The organism is Microlunatus sp. Gsoil 973, from assembly GCF_009707365.1.
Taxonomy (GTDB): Bacteria; Actinomycetota; Actinomycetes; order Propionibacteriales; family Propionibacteriaceae; genus Microlunatus.
Map to the genome: position 1 here is coordinate 4,280,949 of NZ_CP046122.1, position 18,325 is coordinate 4,299,273.

Here is an 18,325-nt window from a genome sequence, read left to right on the forward strand (position 1 = left end):
AAGTTTGATCCAGTGGCTGCGACACGCCGGGTCGACCAGCCGTACGGTCAAACTTCGACTTTGCATCGCCCCGCCGGACACGCAAACTCAAAGTTTGATCCAGTGGCTGCGACACGCCGGGGTCGACCAGCCGTACGGTCACACTTCGACTTTCGCGGTGAGCTTCCGCGGTGAGCTTTCGGGTGGCTCTCGCGATGCGGATTCCCCGACGCTGCCTGTCGGAATCGGGTTGGAATCGGGGTTGAGTCAGGGGCGCTCAAGTCGGAATACACTGGTTCCGCGCAAGGTTGAGTCGGGTAGACTCAATGCTGTTCGACCCGTATAAGGAGAGCCAGAGTTGGAAGCCGAGAAACTGACTGCGAAGAGCCGGGACGCCGTTTCGGCCGCATTGCGTAACGCCCTGCTGGCCGGCAACCCCAATGCCGAGCCGCAGCACCTGTTGAGTGCACTGCTTTCCGTCCCGGAGAACACGGTCGGGCCATTGCTGACGGCAGTCGGAGCCGATCCGGCCGCGGTGAATGCCGAGGCGCAGCAGGCGATTGCGAAACTGCCGTCCGCCAAGGGCAACTCGGTCAGCCAGCCCGGAATTTCCGGCGCGACGGCCCGGGTGCTCGCTGATGCCGAATCGCGGGCAGAGCAGCTCGGAGACGCATTCGTCGCCACCGAACACCTGTTGATCTCGCTGTCGGCGATCGACTCCGACGCCAAGCGCATCCTGTCCCGGGCCGGCGTGACCCCCGACAAGGTGACCACCGTCTTCAACGAGTCGCGCGGATCCAAGCGAGTGACCAACGCCGAGGCCGAAGGCACGTCCTCCGCGCTCGACCAGTACGGCGTCGATCTGACCGCACAGGCGCGGGAGGGCAAGCTCGACCCAGTGATCGGTCGGGACACCGAGATCCGTCGCGTGGTCCAGGTGCTGGCCCGCCGGACGAAGAACAACCCGGTGCTGATCGGTGAACCCGGCGTGGGCAAGACCGCAGTGGTCGAGGGGCTCGCACAGCGGCTGATCGCCGGTGACGTACCGGATTCGCTGAAGGGTCGTCGGCTGATCTCCCTGGATCTCGCGTCGATGGTCGCCGGCGCCAAGTACCGCGGCGAGTTCGAGGAACGGCTGAAGGCCGTGTTGAACGAGATCCGCGACGCCGAGGGCCAGATCATCACCTTCATCGACGAGTTGCATACCGTCGTCGGCGCGGGCGCGACCGGCGAGGGTGCGATGGACGCCGGTAACATGCTCAAGCCGATGCTGGCCCGCGGCGAGCTACGGATGATCGGTGCAACCACTCTGGACGAGTATCGCGAGCGGATCGAGAAGGATCCTGCCCTGGAACGGCGATTCCAGCAGGTGTTCGTCGGTGAGCCGAGCGTCGAGGACACGATCGCGATCCTGCGCGGGTTGCGAGAGCGCTACGAGGCCCACCACAAGGTGGCGATCACCGACGGCGCGCTGGTGGCCGCGGCCACGCTGTCCAACCGCTACATCACCTCGCGTCAGCTTCCTGACAAGGCGATCGATCTGGTCGACGAGGCGGCGTCGCGGCTGCGGATGGAGATCGACTCCTCACCGGAGGAGATCGATCAGCTCCGGCGCCAGGTCGAGCGGATGCGGATGCAGGAATTCGCGCTGCAGAAGGAGACCGATCCCGGCAGTGCCGAGCGGTTGGCCAGGCTGCGCGAGGATCTGGCGAACTCGGAGGAGCAGCTGCGCGGGCTGGAAGCCCGGTGGGAGGCCGAGAAGGCCGGCCTGAACCAGGTCGGCGACCTGAAGAAGAAGATCGACGAACTCCGCAGTGAGGCCGAGAAGTCCCAGCGCGAGGGTGATCTCGGCCGGGCCAGCGAGTTGCTGTACGGCGAGATCCCCGCCCTGCAGAAGCAGTTGGAGAAGGCAGACGAGGAGGAGAAGGAGGCCGAGGAATCAGGCCGCGGCCCGATGGTCTCCGAGGAGGTCGGCCCCAACGACGTCGCCGAGGTGGTGTCCAACTGGACCGGTATCCCGGTCGGTCGGTTGCTGCAGGGCGAGAGCGAGAAGCTGCTGCACATGGAGGAACGGCTGGGTGAGCGGCTGATCGGCCAGAAGCAGGCGGTCCGGGCGGTCTCCGATGCGGTACGGCGTTCCCGGGCCGGCATCTCGGACCCGAACCGGCCGACCGGATCGTTCCTGTTCCTCGGTCCGACCGGGGTCGGCAAGACCGAGTTGGCCAAGTCGTTGGCCGAGTTCCTGTTCGACGACGAGCACGCGATGGTGCGCATCGACATGAGCGAGTACTCCGAGAAGCATTCGGTCGCCCGGCTGGTCGGCGCCCCTCCGGGCTACATCGGTTACGAGGAGGGCGGTCAGCTGACCGAGGCCGTACGTCGGCGGCCGTACGCAGTGGTGCTGTTGGACGAGGTGGAGAAGGCGCACCCGGAGATCTTCGACATCCTGCTCCAGGTTCTCGACGACGGCCGGTTGACCGACGGCCAGGGTCGGACCGTTGACTTCCGGAACGTGTTGTTGATCTTGACGTCCAACCTCGGATCGCAGTTCCTGGCCGATCAGACGCTCGACCAGGACAAGAAGCGGGACGCGGTGATGAACATCGTCCGGGCCTCCTTCAAGCCGGAGTTCCTGAACCGGTTGGACGAGGTCGTGCTGTTCGACGCGCTCGGCACCGAGGAGTTGTCCAAGATCGTCGACATCAACATCAGGCGGCTCAACCAGCGGCTGGCGGATCGGCGGATCACCGTCGACGTCACCCAGGGCGCTCGCGACTGGCTGTCGCTGACCGGCTTCGACCCGGTGTACGGCGCGCGCCCGCTGCGCCGCCTGATACAGACGACGATCGAAGATCAACTGGCCCGTGAGGTGCTGGCCGGCCGGGTGTCCGAGGGCGACACCGTCTCCTTCGACGTCGACGACAGCGCCGACGGGCTCAAGCTCGTCGAGGCGCACGAGCCCGCGGTCGCCTGACTCCTGCCGCCCACCGCACCAGCTACTGCATCCCGCACCCGGTACACCCGGTGCGGGATGCAGTGCTTGGTGCGGGAAAAAGGGTGAGGCGGGGTACGAGGCTCAGCCGAGGGCGAGGTCGGTGAGCCAGCCGAACGGGCGTTGCTGGACCGGATCGGCCGCGGAGTCGATCTCTGGATGCCATTGCACGCCGAGGATGCGGCCGTCGGAGGATTCGAAGCCTTCGATGGTCCGGTCCTCCGCACTGGCGTTCAGCAGCAGTCCCGGCGCGAGATCTCTGCAGGCCTGGTGATGGCTGCTGTAGCCGGTTGCGCGAACGTCCCCGAGGACCCGCTCAAGCAGCGTCCCCGGCACGATGTCGAACTCATGCCGTACGCCGGTGTGCGCGACCGTCGTCTCCTCCATGTGCTGGTGGATCGTGCCTCCCATGATCACGTTCAGCACCTGCATCCCGCGGCAGATCGCAAGGATGGGCAGCCCCGCATCGAGTGCCGCGCGGGCGACGGTGACGTCGGCGGCATCCTGTTCGGCCGGCGGGTGCTTCTCCCTGGGATGCACCTCCGGTATGCCGTACGGTCGCAGATCAAGATCATTTCCGCCGGGCAACACAACGCCATCGGCGAGCCGTACGAGATCGACGGCCCGATCCGCAGTGTCCGGCCAGACCATGATCGGTTCGCCACCTGCTCTGGACACCGAATCGATCAACTTGCGCCCGACGTAGACGCCTTCGCTCGGATCCTTGCCGATCTGGTCGGACCACCGGCCGACGATGAGAATGCGTGGTCTGGGCACCGTCCGATGCTATCCGGCCGGCCCCCGGAGAGCCTGCATTTCGCGGACGGCCTCCAGGTCGAGCTTCCAGCTCGGGAGGTGGTTGATCAGCGACGTGCCGACGCTTCGGCCACCGGCAGGTCGCGTTCGGCTCGCTGCTGCCACGGTCACCTCGTACGCTGAGCGGGTGGACGATCTTGTGTTGCGCCGCGGTGCGGGCGGGGTGTTCCTGGTGCCGGACTCCGGCTATCCGTCGTCCTTCACGCTGCGGATGGGACGCACCGACCAGTCCTATGTCGATCTGGACGACCCACGCCGGCTGGAGTTCGACTACATGCAGCGGCTGGCCGACGCACTGGATCTGATCGCGCCCGAGGGCCGGCGGATCCGGATCATCCACGTCGGTGGGGCATTGATGACGTTGCCGCGCTACGTCGCGGCCACCCGGCCGCGTTCGGCGCAGATCGTGCTCGAGCCCGACACCGAGTTGACCGAGTTCGTTCGTCGCCATGTTCCGCTGCCACGGCAGAGCGGAATCAAGGTCCGGGGTGTCGGCGGTCGAGAAGGCATCGCGGCGATCCGCGAGGACTACGCCGATGTCGTCGTCGTCGACGCCTTCGCCGGTTCCCAGGTGCCGGCCGAACTGACCACGACCGAGTTCTTCGCCGACGTCCGCCGGGTGCTGGACGGCGGCGTGATGATGCTGAACATCACCGACAAGGGACTGGACTATGCGCGCCGGGTCGCAGCCGCCGCGGCAAAGACCTTCGACCAGCTGGCGCTGAGCACCGAGCCGGCGACGCTGAAGGGTCGCCGATTCGGCAACATCATTCTGTTGGCCTCGGACGAGGAGCTGCCGGTGGACGAGCTCGCCCGACGATCGGCCAGGTCGCCCTACCCGTACCGGGTGCTGACCGCGGCCCGGCTGGAACAGCTGATCGGTGGGGCGGCACCCTTCACCGACGCCGACAGTTCACCGTCGCCCGAGCCACCGGCGACCCACTTCCGCTGACCTGTTCCGAGTGCGTGCTGGGATGGCCCACTTCGGACGACCAACTTTGGGACGACTTCAGCGAAGATGATGCGTACGGCCTCAAATTGCGATATTAAGTAAACTCACTTGAGTAATCGTAGCTGAGGGGAAGTGGTGGGTGAGCGCATCAACGTCGACGCGCAAGGCCGCGAGCCAGGGGCGGATCGCCGACTATAACCAGACGGTCATTCTCGACGCCGTCCGGCGGAGTATCGACGGCGTCAGCCGGGTCGAGTTGGCAGCGGCCACCGGCCTCTCCGCCCAGGCGGTCACCAACATCGTCCGCCAGCTGATGGCTGCCGGGCTGATCACCGAGGGTCGGCGTGCGCCGATCGCCCGGGGCAAACCGCGGACCCTGTTGCATCTCAATCCGCAGGGCCAGTACGCGATCGGTGTCCATCTGGATCCGGCCGTGATCACCTACGTGATCCTGAATCTGGTCGGAGAGACACTGGCGCATGCCCGGTACACCACTCCGGCCCATCCGGATCCGGACGAGGTCACCGCCAGCAGCGCCGCACGGATCGAGGAGCTGATCACCGAAGCAGAGATCAGCCGGGACAAGATCGTCGGCCTGGGCATCGCCGCACCGGGTCCGATCGACGTCGACCGTGGCGTGATCGTCGACCCACCGAACCTCGAGGGGTGGCAGGACGTGCCGCTGCGGGATGCCCTGAGGGATGCGGTCGGCCTTCCGGTGCTGTTGGACAAGGACGTCACGGCCGCTGCGGCGGCGGAGAAGTGGTACGGGGGTGTCGGCAACTTCCTGTTCTTCTATCTCGGAACCGGTGTCGGTGCCGGCCTGGTGATCAACAACGAAGTGTTCCGCGGGCCGACCCACAACTCCGGCCAGATCGGCAACATGATCATCGCCAACGAAGGGATCCCCTGCCCGTGCGGGTACCGGGGCTGCCTCGGCGAAAGCAGCCAGCCGCGCATGCTGGTCCATCTCGGCGTGACCAACGGCGGTCTTGATCATGACGTCGACCTCGACGACCGTCCGCAGGTCGAGGCGGCGCTGGTCGAACTGGCTGACCGCGCGCTGCACGGCAACGAAGCGGCACGCGAGGTGCTGGACACCATGGTCCGCGGCGTGCTCAAGGCCTGCGAGGACATCGCGCTGCTGCTCGATCTTGATCATGTCGTCTTCGGCGGCCCGCACTGGACCACCCTCTCGCCCTTCTTCAGCACGCAACGGCTGGCCGAATTCCGCCGCCGGCACGGGATTGCAGTCGATCCACCCGTTGACGACCTCCGGAACCAGGATCGGCGAGGATGTCGGCGCCGTCGGAGCGGCCAGCCTCGTTCTCGACCATACGTTCTCGACCAACCCGGCCGTACTGTTGGCCAGTTGATCCCACCGGACCCCACCACGAGGAGACCATGCACCGCCACCCATCAGCCGGGATCGATCCTGTACTTCTTTCCCAACTCAGCAAGCAGGTCGACGCCGCGATCGGCGATCCCGACGTCACGGCGATGTTCACCCGGGTGATGTCGGAGAACCTGCCGGCGGTCGCCGAACTCGCATCGGACGGAACGACGTATCTGCTCACCGGCGACATTCCGGCGATGTGGTTGCGGGATTCGGCGGCCCAGGTGCGGCCGTACCTGATCGTCTGTGACCGGGACCCTGCCCTGGCCGAGACGCTGATCGGCGTCTTCCGCCGGCAGGTCGATTTCGTCACCGTCGACCCGTACGCCAATTCCTTCAAGCGCGGCACCGAACCGAGTCCCCATGCCGAAGACCGCTCGGGCGCGGGACCGCGGGTCTGGGAACGCAAGTACGAGATCGACTCGTTGTGCTTCCCGCTCGACCTCGGCCATGCACTGTGGCGGATCACCGGACGGACCGACCACCTGGACGAGCGGTTCGCTGTGGCTGCGCGGACGATCCTCGACCTCTGGGAGTGCGAACTCGATCATGAGAAGTCGCCGTACTTCTTCGAACGTGATCATCATCTGCCGACCGAGACGCTGAGTCGCAACGGTCGGGGTGAACCGGTCGGCAGGACAGGCATGAGCTGGAGCGCCTTCCGTCCGAGTGACGACGCCTGCGTCTACAACTACAACGTCCCGGGAAACATGTTCGCGGCCGTGGTGCTCGGTCAACTGGAGGTGATCGCCAAGGAGGTGCTCGGCGACACCGAGATCGCCGGCCGCGCTGCCACGTTGCGGGCATCGATCTCCGACGGGATCGAGACCTACGGGGTGGTTGATCATCCGACCCACGGCCGGGTGTACTGCTACGAGACCGACGGTCTCGGGCACCACCTGATCATGGACGACGCCAACATGCCGAGCCTGTTGTCCCTGCCGCTGTCGGGCTATCTGCCCGCCGACGACCCGACCTACCTGGCCACCCGGCGACTGATCCTCAGCCCGGAGAACCCGTACTTCTATTCCGGTCGGTGTGCCGAGGGCATCGGAAGTCCGCACACCAAGCCCAACTACGTCTGGCCGATCGCGCTGGCCGTCCAGGGCTTGACCGCGACCGACGGCGATGAGAAGCGCCGTGTGCTCCGCCTGCTGGTCGACACCACGGGCGGCACGGGTCAGATGCACGAGTCCTTCGACGTCGACGATCCGACCCGGTTCAGCCGACCGTGGTTCTCCTGGGCGAACGCGATGATGTGTGAGTTGGTCCTCGACCTCGCGGGGGTACGGCTGGCGGAGCTGGTCGCGACGTCCTGACGCCTGGCCGTCACTCATGGTCGGCCTCCCGCCGCAGAATTTCCGGTCCTGAGCGCTGTCTGACGGAAGATGGGCCGCCGGGCCCGCACCGACTAGCCTGACGTGGGTGCCCAGGTTGATCAATCGTGCCCGGAAGAGCGGCGTGTGAGCGGACCGTACGGACCGCGACCGCGGGACGCCCAGCCGCATCCGGTGCATCCCCCGATACAGCCACCGACACACCCTCCGGTCGGGTACGGCGGCTTCTCCCAGTCCGGCGAGGAACAACAGTTCTCGGGCCGGCCGATCCAGCGGCCCGCCCTGTTGACCCTGTCCTTGGTCATGATCATCACCGGGTCGATGCTGCTGATGACCGAGCTTGCCCTGGTCTGGTTGTTCGTCTCCATCGCCCGGGACGGCCTGGGCTACTCGGGCACGGACGGGATCTTCTACCACATGCTCGAACGGTTCCATCTCCAGATGCTGAAGGGCCTTGCCTGGGTCGGCTTCGGCTTCCCCGGGGCAGCCGTCGTGCTGAGCTTCTTCCTGCTGCTCCGCCGCCCGTGGCCGCGGATCGCGGTCAGTCTGCTGGGCGCCGCGACGATCGTCGCTGCCGCGGTGGTGCTGTCCGGCCACATCGCGTGGGTGGTTCCGATCGGCGTCTACATAGCGTTCGCCGTTGCCATCCTCTGGACTCCCGACGTGACGATCTGGTGCCGCGGCGGGGACTCGGCGGACCGGACGCGCTGACCGGTCGAGCCGATCGACGGTGCCGAATCGGCAGAATGGATGGGTGACCGACGGCAAGGGATCCCCCGGCACGCCCGGCGCTCCGCCGCCGCAGCGGTCGCCTTGGCGTCGTCACCACTTGCTCACCGTCGTCGGACTGATGCTGCTCCTCGCAGGGGCGTCCTGTCTGGGCTACGTCGGCTATCAACTGTGGGGCACCGACATCGGCGCGCACCGGGCGTACGACTCCGAGCGGGCAAGACTCAGGAACACCTGGACCGCACCGATGCCGACTGCACGGCCCGGTGACGGCAAGGGCACAGCCCAGCACGGCTCGCCGGTCCCCGGAGACGCGATCGCGCTGTTGTCCATCCCGTCGATCGGGGTCAGGGAGGTGCCCGTCCTCGAAGGGACCAGTCAGGGCGTCCTGGCCCGGGGGATCGGCCACTACCGCCGGACCGCCGGACCTGGTGAGGTGGGCAACTTCGCCGTGGCCGGGCATCGGATCACCCACGGCGCACCGTTCGCCGACCTGCTGAAGCTGAACACCGGAGACCCCGTCGTCGTCGAAACCAGGACCTGGATCTTCACCTATCGGGTGGACACCCCGCCCCGCAAGCTCACCGTCGAGGACACCGAGGGCTGGGTGATCGACCCGGTTCCCGGTCACCCGGGTCAGCATCCGACGAGCAGGTTGATCACGCTGACCACCTGCCAGGATCTCTTCCATTCCCCGGACCGCTCGGTGGGGTTCGGCCACCTGACGTCGACGAAGACCAAGTGATCGCAGGCCGCCGGTCCCGGTCGCTAGGCTGCCGCCCATGACCATCGAACAGGACCGGGCGCAGCTCATCGAGGCGATCACCAGGCTCGCCGTGGTGCACCAACAGGTCACCCTCTCCTCGGGGCGCGAGGCCGACTACTACATCGACATGCGGCGGGTCACCCTGGACGGTGCCGCGGCACCGTTGGTCGGCCGGGTGATGCGGGACCTGGTGTCTGATCTGCAGTTCGAGGCCGTCGGCGGGCTCACCCTGGGAGCCGACCCGGTGGCCACCGCGATGTTGCATGCCGCGGCGGCCGACGGTGACCGGTTGGACGCGTTCGTGGTCCGGAAGACGCAGAAGGCCCACGGGATGCAGCGGCTGATCGAAGGCACTGAGGTCGCCGGGCGACGGGTGCTGGCGGTCGAGGACACCAGCACGACCGGCGGGTCGGTGCTCACCGCCGTCCAGGCGCTCCGCGAGGCGGGCGCCGAGGTCGTCGGCGTCGGCGTGATCATCGACCGGGACACCGGCGCCGCGGAGAAGATCCGCGCCGAGGGCCTGGAATACCGCTACGCGATCAGCGCGTCGGACCTCGGCCTCGCTTGATCAGGGCAATCTGATCACGGCAAATGGTCTGATCAGGGCATAGGGTTTCGCCATGAGCGCTGTGATCGTCCTCATCCTGATCCTGGTCGTGCTCGCGATCCTCGCGATCGTCATGGTCAGCATGTACAACGGCTTCGTCCGGGAGCGCAACCGGATCCAGGAGTCGTGGCGGCAGGTCGATGTCGAGCTGAACCGTCGGTACGAACTGTTGCCCAACCTGGTCGAGACGGTCCGTGCCTACGCCGCGCACGAGCGGAACACCCTCGACGACATCACCCGGCTGCGCAGCCAGGCCCAATCGCTCGCCCAGTCGCAACCCGGCGGGGCCAGCCCGGAGCGGGCCCAGGTCGAGGAGCAGCTGACCGGAGCGGTACGCGGGCTGATGGTCAGCGTCGAGGCCTACCCCGACCTGAAGAGCAACACCAACTTCCTGGAACTGCAGCGCCAGCTGGCCGAGACCGAGGATCGGATCGCCAACGGCCGGCGCTTCTACAACGCCAACGTCCGGGCGTACAACACCCGGGTGGAGAGCGTCCCGTCCAACATCATCGCCGGGATGTTCCACTTCCAGAAGGCGACCTACTTCGAAGTCACCGACGAGGCAGCCCGGACCGCACCGTCGGTCAACTTCGGAGAGATCGCCTACCGTGGCGACCAGCCCGGCCAGGGTCAGCCGGGTCAGCTGCCGCCGGCACAGCCTCCGGCCCAGCAGCCGTACGCTCCGGGCGATTTCCAGACACCCCAGCAGCAGGCTTCCCAACAGCCGGCACCCCAACAGCAGGTGCCCGGGCAGCAGTCGCCGCAGCAGCCGCCCTACCAGCAGCCCCCGCAGGGCTGGGCCGCGGGTTTGATCGGCGGGTCCGGTAGGAGGGGTTGAGCGGCGGGCCACCCGCAGGCAGAGGTTCCCGACAGGTCAAGTAGGGTCAGCACCTGTGAGCCCGCGGCGTCGGTGAACGACGCCGCCCGGACCGACGGTGCTGTCGACCCGGGGTCCTGACCTTTCTCTGCTCTGGCAAGGGAGCACATCGTGTCTGACATGACCTATCAGCAGCTCGGCAAGTCCGGGCTCACCGTGTCCACCGTCGGCCTCGGCTGCAACAACTTCGGCGGTCGGATGGCCGACGAGGACGTGCCGACCGTGGTCGACGCGGCCATCGACGCCGGCATCACGCTGTTCGACACCGCCGACGTGTACGGCGGCGGCGGTGCCTCGGAGACCCTGCTCGGCAAGGCCCTGCAGGGCAAGCGCGACAAGGTGATCATCGCGACCAAGTTCGGCGGCGGGATGAACGGCAGCAACGGTCCGGACTGGGGTGTCCGCGGTTCGCGCCGGTACATCCGGATCGCCGTCGAGAACAGCCTGCGACGCCTCGGCACCGACTGGATCGACCTGTACCAGATGCACCAGCCCGACCCGAACACGCCGATCGAGGAGACCCTCTCGGTGCTCAGCGATCTGGTCAGCGAGGGCAAGATCCGCTACATCGGCTCGTCGAACTTCAAGGGCTGGCAGGTGATCGACGCCGACTGGACCGCCTCGACCGGCGGCTACGAGCCGTTCATCTCGGCCCAGAACCACTACTCCTGGCTCAACCGGTCGATCGAGGCCGAAGTGGTCCCTGCGCTGGAACGCACGGGTCAGGGCCTGCTGCCGTACTTCCCGCTGGCCAATGGGCTGCTGACCGGCAAGTACAAGCGCGGTGAGACCGCGCCCGACGGCTCCCGGCTGGCCAAGCTGCCGGACCGGCTGGCGGCCGCGGACTGGGAGACCATCGAGGCGTTGGAGAAGTTCGCCGCCGACCGCGGGGTCAGCATCCTGCAGGTGGCCATCGGCGGCCTGGCCGCGATGCCGACCGTCGCCTCGGTGATCGCCGGTGCCACCCGGGTCGAGCAGATCGAGGCCAACGTGACCGCCGGTCTCTGGCAACCGACCGACGAGGACCTCAACGAGCTGATCAAGCTCACCGCCTGACTCCGCGAGGGGTCAATAAATCCCTCATATCAGCGGCGTGTCGCCGATGGCCGCAAACGGCCCACGGCGACACGCCGACTCTTCTATGTTTGTCAAGCGGTTGATGGCTCGATCTCGGGCGTGGTGTGGAGTGTCTGGAAGGCGCGGTAGAGCTGGCGGGCGAGGTAGCGCTTGAGGCAGCGTCGGATCTCTTTGGTCGTCCGTCCCTCGGCTCGTCGGCGGGCGACGTAGGCCCGGGTGTCGGGGTCGTGGGTCATGCGGGTGATCACGGCCATGTGTAGCGCCCGGTTGAGTCTGCGGTCGCCGCCGCGGTTGAGTCGATGACGGACGGTGTTGCCCGAGGATGCCGGGATCGGGCTGACTCCGGCCAGGGCAGCGAACGCGGCCTCGGATCGGACCCGGCCGGAGTGTGACCAGGCTGCGAGGGCAACTGCGACGGTGACCGGTCCGATGCCGGTCTTGTCCAGCAGGGACGAGACCTGACTGTGGTGGATCAGGTCGGTGATTTGGGCCTGGTTGGCTGCAATCTCTTGGTCCAGTTCGACGACTCGCTTGGCCAGCCGGACGGCCTCGGCCCGGGCGGTAGCCGTGGCGAGGTCTTCGACGCGGGCACGCCATCGGGCGATATCTGCGACCTGTTTGGCGGTGAGCGGCTTCCGCGCGTCGATGCCTAGGCCGACCACACGCACCAGCGCGATCAGTGCGTTGATGGTCGCGGTGCGTTCGGTAGTCATGTGGTCGCGGGCGGTGACCAGGATCTGCAATGCCGCCCGCAGACCATCGCTGCGCGGACGGCGCAGCTGATGCGGGTGCAGAGACAAGACCGCGGCCGCGATCCGGTGAGCGTCCAGCAGATCAGACTTACCGGTGCCATGGTGGGCCCGGGTGTCCATCCGAGCAGCCTCGACCACTTCGTAACCGAACCGGGTCACCGCTGCTGCCAGCCGGGCACCATAGGTGGCCACACCTTCGATCACCCACAAGGTGGCCAGATCACCACCGGTGCGGCGCGCGGCCCACGCGACGGCCCGGTCCATGCCGGCGTCGGTGGCGGGAAACTGATCGGTCGCGATCAGCTCACCGGTCACGGCGACCACGACGGCAAGGGTGTGAGAGCGGGCGTGAGTGTCGACACCCACGACAAACGGATGAGAATACGCGACGATGGTCACGGCGGTGGGACTTCCTTCCAGACAAGACCGACAGGGATCCGGCCGCAAACGGTCGGCGCAGGCCCGGGTGGAAGTCACTTCGGGGCAACACTGTGATGAGTCAGGCCCACCCGACAGGTGGAACCGACAATCTTCTGATCAAGTCACCGAGGTGGAGCCGGGTCAGCGTCGGCCTTCCGCCCTGAACCGGACAAGTCGGCTTGAAGGCACCCCACAAAGGAGCCACACATATCAAGAGTCACGACCAGGACGAAGCGACCGACGCTAACCCTGCCAGCCAGTCCCAGACCAGCCACCACAAGACTCACAGCAAATATCAGTGATTAATTGACCCCTCGGCAGAGGCGGCGCGGGCGGCCTTGCGGCGGGCGGAAAGAAACTCCAGGCCCATCGGGATCAGGGAGAGCACGACGACCAGGACCAGGGCGAGATCGATGTGCCGCGCGATGATCTCGACGTTGCCCAGGAAGTAACCGAGGATGGTCACACCCGGGGCCCAGATCACGCCGCCGATCGCGGTGAAGAGAATGAATTTGCCGAAGCTCATCCGGCTCACCCCGGCAGCGAACGTCACGAAGGTGCGGACGATCGGGACGAACCGGGCCAGGATGAGCGCGCGGCTGCCGTACTTCTCCAGGAAGTCGTGGGTCCGCTCGACGTACTTGGGGTTGAAGATCTTGCCGAGCAGCCCGGAACGGGACCTGAACAGCGGCGGCCCGACCAGATAGCCGATCAGGTAGCCGCAGGCGTTGCCCAGCACGGCGCAGACCGTGAGCAGCACGCAGACCAGCCACAGCGGCATCCCGATCGTCCCGGCGCCGATGAACAACCCCACCGTGAAGAGCAGCGAATCGCCGGGCAGGATGGCGAACAGCCCGCACTCGGCGAAGATGATGAACGCGACCCCCCACACGGCGTACGGCCCGAACGCCTTGATCACGGCCTCGGGATCCATCCAGGACGGCAGCAACATGGGCGCCAGCAGTGCAACCTGCGCTACGGGTGGGATCACCCGAGCGAGAGTACCGTCGGGGCCGTGGGTTTCCTAAGCGACGACGAGCTGGCGCAGGCCGCCGATCCCGGGGTCGAGACCGGGGTCGGACCTGCGCCCCGACCCTGGCCCGACGATCCGCGGCTGGACGTCGGACTGCTGGCCGAGGGCGATCGGCGCAACGTCGTCGACCGCTACCGCTACTGGTCGGTCGAGGCGATCGTCGCCGACCTCGATGCGACCCGTCGACCGCTTCGGATCGCCATCCAGAACTGGGAGCACGATTTCAACATCGGCTCCATGGTCCGGACCGCCAATGCCTTCAACGTCGCCGGCGTGCACATCATCGGCAGGCGTCGCTGGAACCGGCGGGGTGCGATGGTCACCGACCGCTACCTGCACATCCACCATCATCCCGACGTCGCCGACTTCGCGGCATTCCTCGGGCAGAACGACTACCGGCCGATCGGCGTGGACAATCTGCCCGGTTCAGTCCCGCTGGAGACGACCAAACTGCCCGAACGCAGTTGTCTGATCTTCGGTTCGGAGGGCCCCGGGTTGACCGAAGAGATCGTTGCGATCTGTGACCGCCTGGTGGCGATCAGCCAGTACGGGTCGACCCGATCGATCAACGCCGGGGCGGCAGCAGCGATCGCTATGTATCACTGGGCGCTGCAGTGGAACTGAGTCGCACAGCCGCCCCCATCTGCCTGATCGCCTCGGTCAGCACCGGAGCCGGTGTCGCGAAGATCATCCGAACGAAGCCCGGCGCGCCGCAGGCATCGCCGTCGGTCAAGGCAACCCCCGCGTTCTCCCGGAAGAAGTCCGCCGCGCTGACGCCCAGTTCAAGATCACGACAATCGAGCCAGGCGATGTAGGTGCCCTCCGGAGGGGTGTACTTGACCATGGGCAGTTCCTCGGCCAGCAGCTCGCCGAGCAACTGCCGGTTCGTGTCCAGATAGCTGAGCACCTCTTCCAGCCATGGCCCGCCCGAGGTGTACGCCGCAGTGTTCGCGACCACGCCGGGGTTCGCCGTTCCGTGCCCGGCGAACTGCCCGAACTCCTCCCACGCCTCGGCATCGGAGGCGTTGCTGATGATCAGCTGCGCGCACTTCAGACCGGGAAGGTTCCAGGCCTTGGATGCCGAGGTCGCGGTGATCGTGTGGCGGGCGGCGTTCTCATTCACTGAGGCGTACGGAATATGCCGACCGCCCGGAAACACCAGCGGGGCATGGATCTCGTCGGCGAAGACCCGCCCGTCGTGCGCGGTCACCACCTCACTGATGCCGGTCAGTTCATCGGCGGTGAGAACCCGGCCGACCGGGTTGTACGGGTTGCACAGCACCAGCAGGTGTCCGCCGGCCTCGAAAGCGCGCCCGAGCTGATCAAGGTCGAAGCTGTATCGACCGTCCCGTTCCGACAGCGGCAGCCGGATGATCTCCCGGCCCATGCTGGTCGGCACCTTCAGGAACGGCATGTAGGCGGGGACCGGCACGATCACCGGTGAGCCCGGCCGGGAGTAGTGCTCGATCGCGATCTCCAGGCCCTTGATCACATCCGGGATGGGATGCACATCGGATGGGTCGACCGCCCAGCCGTAGGACTTGGCCTGCCACTCGGCGCAGGCGACCGACAACGCCTCCGAAAGGCCCTTCGGCAGGTAGCCGAAGAGCCCGTCGTCGACCATGGCGTGGAGCGCCGCGGTGATCGGCGGGGCCGCACCGAAGTCCATCTCGGCGACGAACGCGCCGATGGTGTCGGGGTACAGGCTCCACTTCATGCTGCCCAGCTCGCGCAGGCGATCGGCAGAGATCCGGTCGAAGTCCTCGGAGTAGCTCATCGGACCACCGCCATCTGGTCAGCTCCTACGGCTTGTTGATTCGTCTGGTTGGTTTCCCGCCACGACGTCGCAGATCAGGACCACATTCCTACGCTACCCGGCAGGGCACTGACGGCGCGGCACCCCTCGTCGTGGCCATCACGCCGCCCGGCCGGGCATCGGGACGGTGACTGATTCGCCAAATGGGTTGTTCCGGTGCAGAACAACTGTGGATGATTCAGACAGCCACAGCAGCAGACGAAGTCGAAGGAACCATCATCACCAGTTCAGCGCGGCAGCCGGCCGCGGACCACCGGACAGCGGCAGCGCTGGGCTGGCAGCAGCGGCCGGACATCATCACGGCGCAGCGTCGCAGCGTACGGCTACTGATCATCGGCCAGGTGTTGGGCTCCTTCGGGATGGGAGCGGCGCCGTCGGTGGGCGTGCTGCTGGCCGAGCAGGTGACCAACAGCGAGACGATGGCAGGTCTGGCGCGCACCTCGATGACTCTTGGTGCCGCTCTGGCAGGGATCCCGCTGGCCCTGCTGGCTGCCCGCGGCGGTCGGAGGGTCTCGTTGTCCGTCGGTTGGTTCGTCGCCGCCTTCGGCGCTGCGGTGCTGATCGGTGCCGCGATCACCACGAACGCGGCACTGATGATCACCGGGATGTTGCTCTTCGGCTGCGGCACCGCGGTCGGACTGCAGTCCCGGTTCGCGGCCACGGACCTGGTGCTGCCCGCTCTCCGCGGCCGGACGCTGTCGTTCGTCGTCTGGTCCGGCACGCTGGGAACGGTGCTCGGCCCGAACCTCGGCCCACCCGGCGAATGGGTGTCACGACTGCTCGGACTGCCTCCGCTGGCCGGTGCCTTCGTCATCTCCATCGTGGTGATGACGATCGCCGGTCTGGTGATCGCATTGTTGCTGCGGCCCGACCCGCTGCTCACCGCCGCACGCTACGAGGCGCAGACCGACAGCCGAGGCCGACGGCCGTCGATCCGCGAGGTGTTCACCACACTCTGGTCGATCCGGCCGGCGCGGTTCGCACTGCTGGTCGTCATCGGTGCGCACCTGTCGATGGTCAGCCTGATGACCATGACCCCGGTGCAACTGAGTCACCACGGCTCCGGCCTGACGATCGTCGGAATCACGATCAGCATCCACGTACTCGGGATGTTCGCACTGTCCCCGGTGGTCGGCTACGCCAGCGACCGGATCGGGGCGACGCGGGTGATCATGATCGGCCAGTTGATCTTCCTGGGCAGCACGGTGACGGCGATCATCTCCGCGGGCAGTGCCGGCTGGACGATGATCAGCCTGTTCCTGCTCGGTCTTGGCTGGTCGTGCGGCACCGTGCCCGGCTCGATCCTGTTGACCGAGTCGGTGCCGGCCGCGATCCGGCCGTCCTCCCAGGGGATGGTCGACACCGCGATGAACGGATTCGCCGCCCTCGCGGCGCTGATCTCCGGCCCGATCTTCGCCGGCGTCGGCTTCGGCGGCCTGAGCCTGATGGCCGTCGTGGTTTCGGTTCCCCTGTTGGCCTACGCGATCCGGATGGACCGCCAAGTGATCGTCCCGATCACCCCCGCCGTAGAACCCGACTGATCCGAAAAGGGAACGGACCGCCACGAACCGGAACGAAGTGAGGGCTCGAAGACGGCAAAGAATCAATCAGTCTGCGTGACCTTCCGCAACCCCCGCGGCGCGTCCGGGTCGAGCCCGAGCTTGTGCGCCAGTCGCTCGACCGTCAGCTGGGCCGGGATGATCAAGGTCAGCGGAGCGAGCATCTCGCTGGCATCGGGTCCGGGCACGGCAAGATCACAGGCGGCGCGGAAACGCTCGTCGCCACCGATACCGAGCACCATGCTGTGCTTCTCGCGTACGGTTCCGGCCAGTTCGGTCAGCCCGGGCAGGGTCGGACCGGAGGGACCGGCAACCAGCACGGTAAGCAGCTCATGATCAACAATGGCGATCGGACCGTGTTTCAGGTCGGCGTAGGAGAGCCCGCGGACCGGCCGCAGACAGGTCTCCTCGAGCTTCAGCGCGGTTTCCAGGGTTGTCCCGAAGGCCAGACCGCGGCCGGAGGTGAGAACCTCGTCGACCTCGGCGAGCGCGCCGGCCATAGCGTCCAACACCTCGGCCGGGGTCTCCAGCATGGCGGAGGCCTGCTCGCCGATCCGGGCGAACTCCGCGTCCAGGGCACCGGCCTTTCCGGCGGAGGCGGCCAGGGCGTCGACGGTCACCGCGAGGGCGGCCACCTGCGTCGTGTAGGTCTTGGTCGCCGGCACCGCACGCTCCACGCCTGCCTGGGTGATCAGCGCCAGGTCAGCCGCCGTGGCGAGCGGTGATCCCTCGGCGTTGGTGATCGCGATCGTCGCCGCGCCGCCGCGCTTGCTCCATTCCAGCGTGTCGACGATCTCCGCAGTTGAGCCCGACTGGCTGACGCAGATCGCAACGGTGTCGGAGAGGTCGATGTGCGCGTCGTACAGCGTTGCCACCGACGGCGCCGCAAGCGTTGCCGCCATACCGGCATGCAACTCGGCAAGATAGCGGCCGTAGATCGCGGCGTTGTCGCTCGAGCCGCGGGCCACCAGCAGCAGCCGCCGACGCCCGGCGGCGACCTGCGCGATCCGGGAGCGGAGGGGGAGCAACGCCGCCAGGGTTGCCTCCAGCGCTGCCGGCTGCTCGGCGATCTCAGCCGCCATCAGCGTCGGGGCGGCGGCGGGAGTGGCCGGTGAATCCTGGTTGTTGGGCACAGACACCCTCCGTCATACTGGTATGGACTGGTCTAGCAGGCGGACTCATCGTAGTGGTCCGACTGGCCAGATGCGGAGCCGGGC

16 protein-coding genes are annotated in these 18,325 nt (G+C 67.0%); 11 read left to right on the forward strand and 5 right to left on the reverse strand.

The window, feature by feature from the left end:
- Positions 1-337: 337 nt before the first annotated feature.
- The gene (clpB, locus tag GJV80_RS20075) at positions 338-2,953 is read left to right on the forward strand and encodes an ATP-dependent chaperone ClpB (protein WP_154689420.1); all 2,616 of its coding nucleotides are present in this window, start codon (positions 338-340) and stop codon (positions 2,951-2,953) included.
- A 102-nt stretch (positions 2,954-3,055) separates the two neighbouring features.
- Here clpB and GJV80_RS20080 read toward each other — a convergent pair whose 3' ends face one another.
- Entirely contained in the window at positions 3,056-3,748 is a 693-nt protein-coding gene (locus GJV80_RS20080) for a gamma-glutamyl-gamma-aminobutyrate hydrolase family protein (protein ID WP_154689421.1), read from the reverse strand.
- 250 nt (positions 3,749-3,998) lie between these two features.
- Here GJV80_RS20080 and GJV80_RS20085 point away from each other — a divergent pair, with 250 nt between their 5' ends.
- The 8 genes from GJV80_RS20085 to GJV80_RS20120 all read left to right on the forward strand — a co-directional run bounded on the left by GJV80_RS20085 (position 3,999) and on the right by GJV80_RS20120 (position 11,507).
- Positions 3,999-4,739 carry a spermidine synthase gene (locus tag GJV80_RS20085; RefSeq protein WP_154690401.1) on the forward strand — a complete coding sequence of 247 codons (741 nt, stop codon included), beginning with the start codon at positions 3,999-4,001 and terminating at the stop codon, positions 4,737-4,739.
- 139 nt (positions 4,740-4,878) lie between these two features.
- Positions 4,879-6,255, forward strand: coding sequence for an ROK family transcriptional regulator (locus GJV80_RS20090; protein WP_195909034.1), 1,377 nt, complete (start codon positions 4,879-4,881; stop codon positions 6,253-6,255).
- Entirely contained in the window at positions 6,144-7,454 is a 1,311-nt protein-coding gene (locus GJV80_RS20095) for a glycoside hydrolase family 125 protein (protein ID WP_154689423.1), read from the forward strand. The genes GJV80_RS20090 and GJV80_RS20095 overlap by 112 nt, the downstream gene beginning before the upstream one ends.
- Positions 7,455-7,598: 144 nt before the next feature.
- A complete protein-coding gene (locus GJV80_RS20100) occupies positions 7,599-8,183 on the forward strand; it encodes a hypothetical protein (RefSeq protein ID WP_154689424.1) in 585 nt (194 codons plus the stop codon).
- 43 nt (positions 8,184-8,226) lie between these two features.
- Positions 8,227-8,946, forward strand: a complete 720-nt coding sequence (locus GJV80_RS20105) for a class E sortase (RefSeq protein WP_230207880.1) — start codon at positions 8,227-8,229, stop codon at positions 8,944-8,946.
- 37 nt (positions 8,947-8,983) lie between these two features.
- Entirely contained in the window at positions 8,984-9,535 is a 552-nt protein-coding gene (gene pyrE, locus GJV80_RS20110) for an orotate phosphoribosyltransferase (RefSeq protein ID WP_154689425.1), read from the forward strand.
- A gap of 52 nt (positions 9,536-9,587) precedes the next feature.
- Positions 9,588-10,412 carry a LemA family protein gene (locus GJV80_RS20115; protein WP_154689426.1) on the forward strand — a complete coding sequence of 275 codons (825 nt, stop codon included), beginning with the start codon at positions 9,588-9,590 and terminating at the stop codon, positions 10,410-10,412.
- A 159-nt stretch (positions 10,413-10,571) separates the two neighbouring features.
- On the forward strand, positions 10,572-11,507 hold the full coding sequence (locus GJV80_RS20120; protein ID WP_154690403.1) for an aldo/keto reductase: 936 nt from the start codon (positions 10,572-10,574) through the stop codon (positions 11,505-11,507).
- Between the two features lie 92 nt (positions 11,508-11,599).
- Here the strand turns inward: GJV80_RS20120 and GJV80_RS20125 are convergent, their stop codons facing one another.
- Positions 11,600-12,679: an IS110 family transposase gene (locus GJV80_RS20125; protein WP_154688357.1), complete on the reverse strand. Its 1,080-nt coding sequence runs from the start codon at positions 12,677-12,679 to the stop codon at positions 11,600-11,602.
- A 316-nt stretch (positions 12,680-12,995) separates the two neighbouring features.
- A complete protein-coding gene (locus GJV80_RS20130) occupies positions 12,996-13,652 on the reverse strand; it encodes a DedA family protein (protein ID WP_154690404.1) in 657 nt (218 codons plus the stop codon).
- Positions 13,653-13,739: 87 nt separating this feature from the next.
- Between GJV80_RS20130 and GJV80_RS20135 the strand changes: the two genes are divergently transcribed.
- A complete protein-coding gene (locus GJV80_RS20135) occupies positions 13,740-14,357 on the forward strand; it encodes an RNA methyltransferase (protein ID WP_230208447.1) in 618 nt (205 codons plus the stop codon).
- On the opposite strand, the gene GJV80_RS20140 is transcribed toward GJV80_RS20135, so the two are convergent.
- Complete coding sequence (locus GJV80_RS20140) at positions 14,326-15,510, reverse strand: MalY/PatB family protein (protein ID WP_154689428.1); 1,185 nt, start codon at positions 15,508-15,510, stop codon at positions 14,326-14,328. The two genes, GJV80_RS20135 and GJV80_RS20140, sit on opposite strands and share 32 nt — an antisense overlap.
- A gap of 212 nt (positions 15,511-15,722) precedes the next feature.
- Between GJV80_RS20140 and GJV80_RS20145 the strand changes: the two genes are divergently transcribed.
- Positions 15,723-17,090 carry an MFS transporter gene (locus tag GJV80_RS20145; RefSeq protein ID WP_195909035.1) on the forward strand — a complete coding sequence of 456 codons (1,368 nt, stop codon included), beginning with the start codon at positions 15,723-15,725 and terminating at the stop codon, positions 17,088-17,090.
- A 62-nt stretch (positions 17,091-17,152) separates the two neighbouring features.
- On the opposite strand, the gene GJV80_RS20150 is transcribed toward GJV80_RS20145, so the two are convergent.
- Positions 17,153-18,241: an SIS domain-containing protein gene (locus GJV80_RS20150; protein ID WP_230207881.1), complete on the reverse strand. Its 1,089-nt coding sequence runs from the start codon at positions 18,239-18,241 to the stop codon at positions 17,153-17,155.
- Between the last annotated feature and the right edge of the window lie 84 nt (positions 18,242-18,325).

Excerpts from the sequence above, each read along its gene's own strand:
- GJV80_RS20085 (WP_154690401.1), top strand. The coding sequence starts at position 3,999 with ATGGGACGCACCGACCAGTCCTATGTCGATCTGGACGACCCACGCCGG.
- GJV80_RS20095 (WP_154689423.1), top strand. The coding sequence starts at position 6,144 with ATGCACCGCCACCCATCAGCCGGGATCGATCCTGTACTTCTTTCCCAA.
- pyrE (WP_154689425.1), top strand. The coding sequence starts at position 8,984 with ATGACCATCGAACAGGACCGGGCGCAGCTCATCGAGGCGATCACCAGG.
- GJV80_RS20115 (WP_154689426.1), top strand. The coding sequence starts at position 9,588 with ATGAGCGCTGTGATCGTCCTCATCCTGATCCTGGTCGTGCTCGCGATC.
- GJV80_RS20120 (WP_154690403.1), top strand. The coding sequence starts at position 10,572 with ATGACCTATCAGCAGCTCGGCAAGTCCGGGCTCACCGTGTCCACCGTC.
- GJV80_RS20130 (WP_154690404.1), bottom strand. The coding sequence starts at position 13,652 with ATGTTGCTGCCGTCCTGGATGGATCCCGAGGCCGTGATCAAGGCGTTC.
- GJV80_RS20140 (WP_154689428.1), bottom strand. The coding sequence starts at position 15,510 with ATGAGCTACTCCGAGGACTTCGACCGGATCTCTGCCGATCGCCTGCGC.
- GJV80_RS20145 (WP_195909035.1), top strand. The coding sequence starts at position 15,723 with ATGATTCAGACAGCCACAGCAGCAGACGAAGTCGAAGGAACCATCATC.